This is a genomic window from Streptococcus mitis, assembly GCF_008763935.1.
Classification (GTDB): Bacteria; Bacillota; Bacilli; order Lactobacillales; family Streptococcaceae; genus Streptococcus; species Streptococcus mitis_DB.
This window is the reverse complement of the sequence record NZ_VTQF01000014.1, coordinates 1-6,032: the sequence shown is the minus strand read 5'-3', so window position 1 is coordinate 6,032 and position 6,032 is coordinate 1. Positions and strand designations below refer to the sequence as shown.

The window sequence follows — 6,032 nt, the reverse complement described above, 5'->3', positions numbered from 1 at the left end:
CCCAGCTTGCACAGAGCGCCTGAATAGGCTTTTATGAGTGTCCAAGATTTGGGGGCCAGTTCACTTTCGGAATAAGGTTTCAGACGACCTTTTATCTCCTCCTTACATCCCGTTTCGATGGCTGTTATATAATTCTTCCTCACACACTCCCCTACTCTTTCCCCATGAAACTTAACCCCCAACAGCAAGCCGCCGTCAAATACCTCGGCGGGCCTCTGCTCGTGCTTGCCGGCGCCGGCAGCGGTAAAACCGGCGTGATTACGCAAAAAATCAAGCATTTGATTGTCAATGTCGGCTATCTGCCGCATACCGTCGCCGCGATTACCTTTACCAACAAAGCCGCCACGGAAATGCAGGAGCGCGTCGCCAAAATGCTGCCCAAGTCGCAAACGCGCGGGCTGACGATTTGCACGTTCCACTCTTTGGGCATGAAGATTCTGCGCGAAGAGGCGAACCATATCGGTTACAAAAAAAACTTCTCCATCCTCGATTCCACCGACAGCGCGAAAATCATCGGCGAACTTTTGGGCGGTACGGGAAAAGAAGCCTTATTCAAAGCGCAGCATCAGATTTCCCTTTGGAAAAACGATTTGAAAACGCCTGAAGACGTGCTTCAGACGGCCTCCAACGCTTGGGAAGAACAAATCGCGCGCGTGTATGCGAGCTATCAGGAAACCCTACAAAGCTATCAGGCGGTGGACTTCGACGACTTAATCCGCCTGCCCGCCGTGCTGTTACAGCAAAACAGCGAAGTACGCAACAAATGGCAGCGGCGGCTGCGCTATCTATTGGTTGACGAATGTCAGGACACCAATACCTGCCAATTTACGCTGATGAAACTCTTGACCGGCGCGGAAGGCATGTTTACCGCCGTCGGCGACGACGACCAATCCATCTACGCATGGCGCGGTGCGAACATGGAAAACCTGCGCAAAATGCAGGAAGATTATCCGCAGATGAAAGTCATCAAGCTGGAGCAAAACTACCGCTCCACCGCTCGGATTCTCAAAATCGCCAACAAAGTCATCGAAAACAACCCCAAGCTGTTCACGAAAAAACTTTGGTCGCAGTTCGGCGAAGGCGAAATCGTCAAAGTCGTTGCCTGTCAAAATGAGCAACACGAAGCCGACTGGGTCGTCAGCCAAATCGTCAAACAGAAGCTGGTCGGCGGTGACAAAACCCAATATGCCGATTTCGCCGTGTTATACCGCGGCAACCATCAAGCGCGAATTTTTGAAGAAGCCTTGCGCAGCGCGCGCGTCCCTTACCAACTCTCCGGCGGGCAGAGTTTTTTTGACAAAGCCGAAATCAAGGACGTTTTGTCCTATTTGCGCCTGCTTGCCAATCCCAATGATGATCCCGCCTTCCTGCGCGCCGTCACCACGCCCAAACGCGGCATCGGCGATGTAACGCTGGGCAAGCTCAACACCTACGCGCACGAACACGAATGCAGCCTGTATGAAGCCGCGCAAACCGAAGAAGCCCTTGCCCTGTTGAACAATACCAACCGCCACCACCTGCAAGCCTTTATGGATATGTTCGGCAGCTACCGCGCCAAAGCCGAAACCAGCGAAGCGGGCGAACTCATCAACAGCCTGCTCAAAGAAATCGACTACGAAAACCACCTGCTTGCCAGCGAAGAAGGCAAAGCCGGTGAAATCAAATGGCGCAACGTCAGCGACCTGACCGGCTGGTTAGAGCGCAAAGGCGAGCAAGACGGCAAAAACATCATCGAACTCGCCCAAACCGTCGCCCTAATGACGCTTTTAGAGGGCAAAAGCGAAGAAGAAGTCGATGCCGTCAAACTCTCGACCCTGCACGCCTCCAAAGGCTTGGAATATCCCTACGTTTTCCTCGTCGGCTGCGAAGAGGGTATCCTTCCGCACAACGACAGCATCGAAGAAGACAACGTCGAAGAAGAACGCCGCCTGATGTACGTCGGCATCACCCGTGCCAAACGCCAGCTTACGCTGACCCACTGCGTCAAACGCAAAAAACAAGGCACATGGCAGTTCCCAGAACCCAGCCGCTTCATAGACGAAATGCCGCAGGAAGACATCAAGATTTTAGGGCGCAAAGGCGGCGAGCCGATTGTGAGCAAGGAAGAGGGCAGAAGTCATCTTGCGGGAATGCTGGATATGTTGGCGGCGAAAGGGAAAGGCTGAAACGAGAAATGGACAGGCAAAAGGTCGTCTGAAATAGGTTGCACACGGTACTCTTCTTTAATTTGAAGTGTGCGGGATTCCACTGTCAGTCAAAAAGGACAGCCAATCTACGTCAGCCTCAATATAGTGGATTAACAAAAATCAGGACAAGGCGACGAAGCCGCAGACAGTACAAATAGTACGGAACCGATTCACTTGGTGCTTCAGCACCTTAAAGAATCGTTAGCAGCGTTGTCGAATGTACAATACATGGCTATAATCCGCCTTACAAGTTTTCCGACGGATAGCGAAAAGTCTGTCTTTCGGCTGCTCTTTTCAGTTAAGGTTTTATTAAATAATGTTTTTGATGGCTAAGGGAAAATACCAACCTTTCTTAACTATATATAAGCTTAAAAATAATGAAATTTTTTAACTGAGTGCAGTCGGAAGACTTGCCCCACTAATCGGGGATTAAGACTCAATTACTCGATGCAAAGCCTCAAATTTAGGCTGGTCGGAAGACTTGCCCCACTAATCGGGGATAAAATCAAACGGCCTTGATGGTTCATTCCATCAAGGCCGTTTTTGCGTCATGCGTATTTTCGAGGTCTTTTCGATATTGAATTAAGCGCAAAACAAGACAGATTCGAGTGCGTCAAATCAAGCTGCTATCGCATCAAATTCTCAACGAATGTCCAATAAGTTCAGATTTCTACCCTCTCCTTTTACGCTCCAAATCCATCATATCAAACCAATCCCGCTTACCGGATTGGCGGCATTTTCACATACGGTAATCAAACGATTTTCCCACTTTCATCAAACACAATTTCCAAATAAGGTTTATCGACATAAAAAGGTCGTCTGAAAATCTGTCCTTTCATTTTTCAGACGACCTCTTGTTAGTACAACTCAAGAACCTCGTTGTTGCCAACAAGGTGCTCAGCCCATCTTACCCGACGCGGTAAAACGCCAAGCTGCCCAAAAGGTTGGGGAAATGTTTGACCTGTTTGTTGCCCGTCATGACCGCGCGCTCGAGGACGCGGATTTTGTTTTTGGCACACAATAAATCAAAGTCTTTGAGCGTACACCAATGGATATTCGGCGTGTCGTACCAATGGTAGGGCATGCGTTCGGAAACCGGCATATGACCGCCGATGGCGATTTGGAAGCGGTTGCGCCAGTAGCCGAAATTCGGGAAGCTGACAATCGCCTGTTTCGCCACGCGCATGAGGCAGCGCAGGATTTTTTCGGTGTTTTGCATGGCTTGGATGGTTTGGCTCAAGACGATAACGTCAAAGGTCTGGTCGCCAAATTCAGCCAAACCCTGCTCCAAATCGGCTTGGATGACGTTCACGCCGCGCGACATGGCGGCGATGACGCTGTCGGTGTCGATTTCGATGCCGTAGCCACTGCATTTTTTGTGTTCCACCAAAGCTGCCAGCAATTCGCCGTCGCCGCAGCCCAAGTCCAAGACGCGGCTGCCTTCGGGAATCCAGTCGTAAATCAACTGCAAATCGTCGCGCAAATTCATGATCGGCAATCCTTATCCACATTGTTCATATAAGCCGCTACGGCGCGCATATAGGCTTCGTCTTCCATCAGAAAGGCATCATGGCCGTGGTTGGATTTGATTTCTATATACTGCACCGGCTTGTGTGCGGCAATCAACGCTTTAACCAGCTCTTTGGAACGCGCGGGCGAGAAACGCCAGTCGGTGCTGAAGCTTGCGACAAAGAATTTCGCTTTCACATTTTGCAGGGCGCGGGTCAGGCTGTCGCCAAAATCCGCCGCCGGATCGAAATAGTCCAAAGCCTTGGTCATAAGCAGGTAAGTGTTGGCATCAAACCGTCCGACGAATTTGTCGCCCTGATAGCGCAGATAGGATTCCACTTCGAATTCAACGCCAAAGCCGTATTGATAGCCGTTTGAACGCAAATCGCGCCCGAATTTTTTACCCAAACCGTCTTCGGCAAGATAAGTAATGTGTCCCATCATGCGGGCAATCCGCAAGCCCCGTGCGGGAACGGTATTGTGGCTGCGGTAATGTCCTTCGTTGAAATCGGGATCGGTCAAAATCGCCTGACGCGCTACATCATTAAACGCGATATTTTGCGTCGAGAGTTTCGGCGCAGACGCAATCACTAAGGCATGGCGCACGCGCTCCGGATAGGAAATCGTCCACTGCAAAGCCTGCATGCCGCCCAAGCTGCCGCCGACAACCGCCGCCCATTGTTCGATGCCGAGATAGTCGGCAAGCGCGGCTTGGGATTTTACCCAGTCCTTCACCGTAACTACCGGAAAATCCGCGCCGTATTCCCTGCCCGTTTCAGGATTGATCGACAAAGGCCCGCTGCTGCCGTCGCAGCCGCCCAGATTGTTCAAACCGACCACGAAAAAACGTTCCGTATCAATCGGTTTGCCGGGTCCGACCATATTGTCCCACCAGCCTGTGTATTTATCCTCCGCCGAATGCCTGCCCGCAACATGATGGTTGCCCGACAGCGCATGGCAGATTAAAACCGCATTGTTTTTTTCGGCATTCAGCTCGCCGTAGGTTTCAATCATCAGATCGAAACGAGGCAAAGTTTTACCGTTTTCCAAAACCAGCGGCATCTCAAACGGAATTTTTTGGGGCGTTACAATGCCCACCGAGGCATTTTGACTCATATCCTGTTCCAACAAATGCGGCGAAAAGCGTTATTATATAGCAAACGGCATGACTTTTTGACACGGTCGGACAAGCAGCCTGATGCGCTGAAACATCCTTCCCCATGCCGCCGCAACCGAACCATACTTTTTCAGACGACCTCCTCACTTCCCGATATGATAGGCAGACTTTTCCGCATATTCTTCTTTTTCGCACTTGCCGCGCTGATTATCAACCGCCTCTTCAGCCGCAAGCAAAAACGCGCCCTGCGCGATGTCACCAAAATTAGCGCATGGGTGCTGCTCGGCGCAGCTACAGCAACGCTGTTTTGGTATCTGGTCATGCTGTATTTCAAACACATTCCAAATTCTTATTGACCGAGTGTTAATAGCAAAACAAATAAAAGGTCGTCTGAAAACGCAAATCTGCATTTTCAGACGACCTCTGTCCGATTGATGGAAAAGCAGCCCGAGAGGAAATGTTTGAAACGTTACAATAAAACTATGTTTTTTAGCATAACCGTTTTAGCAGAATAGGTACAAAACTTCAACTAGACAAACGGTATAGTGGATTAACTTAAAACCAGTACGGCGTTGCCTCGCCTTGCCGTACTAGCTGTACTGTCTGCGGCTTCGTCGCCTTGTCCTGATTTTTGTTAATCCACTATACAATAAAACTGTGTTTTTTAGCATAACCGCTTTAGCAGAATGGATACAAAACTTCGAATAAACAAACGGTACATTTGAAACACGTTTTGATGAAATTCCTGAAAACTTACCCCAAAAGTTACCCCATAAATGATAAAAATCCAAGCATACGCTAGCATAACCAAGGCGATAAAAAAGCCTTGAAACCGTTATGGCTCAAGGCTCTATGTGTATTACAGGATACTGCTGAAAATTAGGTTTGGTGGAGGCGGGGGGAATTGAACCCACCTAGCCCGTAACCAGTAGTATGTGTATAGACAAACGCCCTTGATTTAGGGCGTTTTTTATCTGTTCATATACTACTGGTTGCGGTCATTTGTGCCACAATTTGTGCCAAACCCAACGAGGGTATTCCCATTGATACTCAAACCAACCAATACAAAAAAACAAACCGCTCGGTGCCAAGTCTCGGGTCGGTCTTTCAGACGACCTTCATTATTGCTTTGGCCGTATTCGGTCTGTTGAACCAGCTGTCCGGCGGCATCGTAGCCGTAGGCGGTGATTTTGCCGTCCCAGCCGGTTTCTTGGATCAGG

5 protein-coding genes are annotated in these 6,032 nt (G+C 49.7%); 2 read left to right on the top strand and 3 right to left on the bottom strand.

Going from position 1 to position 6,032, the window contains the following annotated elements; genetic code table 11:
- Positions 1 to 164 precede the first annotated feature (164 nt).
- Complete coding sequence (gene rep, locus F9B91_RS11785) at positions 165 to 2,165, top strand: DNA helicase Rep (RefSeq protein WP_150923280.1); 2,001 nt, start codon at positions 165 to 167, stop codon at positions 2,163 to 2,165.
- Between the two features lie 928 nt (positions 2,166 to 3,093).
- Here rep and metW read toward each other — a convergent pair.
- Positions 3,094 to 3,675, bottom strand: a complete 582-nt coding sequence (metW, locus tag F9B91_RS11780; RefSeq protein ID WP_003743445.1) for a methionine biosynthesis protein MetW — start codon at positions 3,673 to 3,675, stop codon at positions 3,094 to 3,096.
- Positions 3,672 to 4,811, bottom strand: coding sequence for a homoserine O-succinyltransferase MetX (metX, locus tag F9B91_RS11775; RefSeq protein WP_070655493.1), 1,140 nt, complete (start codon positions 4,809 to 4,811; stop codon positions 3,672 to 3,674). The genes metW and metX overlap by 4 nt, the downstream gene beginning before the upstream one ends.
- 15 nt (positions 4,812 to 4,826) lie before the next feature.
- Between metX and F9B91_RS11770 the strand changes: the two genes are divergently transcribed.
- On the top strand, positions 4,827 to 5,168 hold the full coding sequence (locus F9B91_RS11770) for a protein MIGRI (RefSeq protein ID WP_225306638.1): 342 nt from the start codon (positions 4,827 to 4,829) through the stop codon (positions 5,166 to 5,168).
- 629 nt (positions 5,169 to 5,797) lie between these two features.
- Here the strand turns inward: F9B91_RS11770 and F9B91_RS11765 are convergent.
- Positions 5,798 to 6,032, bottom strand: a 235-nt coding sequence (locus F9B91_RS11765; protein WP_150923279.1) for an RHS repeat domain-containing protein, incomplete at its 5' end; no start/stop codon positions are given.

Excerpts from the sequence above, each read along its gene's own strand:
- rep (WP_150923280.1), top strand. The coding sequence starts at position 165 with ATGAAACTTAACCCCCAACAGCAAGCCGCCGTCAAATACCTCGGCGGG.
- metW (WP_003743445.1), bottom strand. The coding sequence starts at position 3,675 with ATGAATTTGCGCGACGATTTGCAGTTGATTTACGACTGGATTCCCGAA.
- metX (WP_070655493.1), bottom strand. The coding sequence starts at position 4,811 with ATGAGTCAAAATGCCTCGGTGGGCATTGTAACGCCCCAAAAAATTCCG.
- F9B91_RS11770 (WP_225306638.1), top strand. The coding sequence starts at position 4,827 with ATGCGGCGAAAAGCGTTATTATATAGCAAACGGCATGACTTTTTGACA.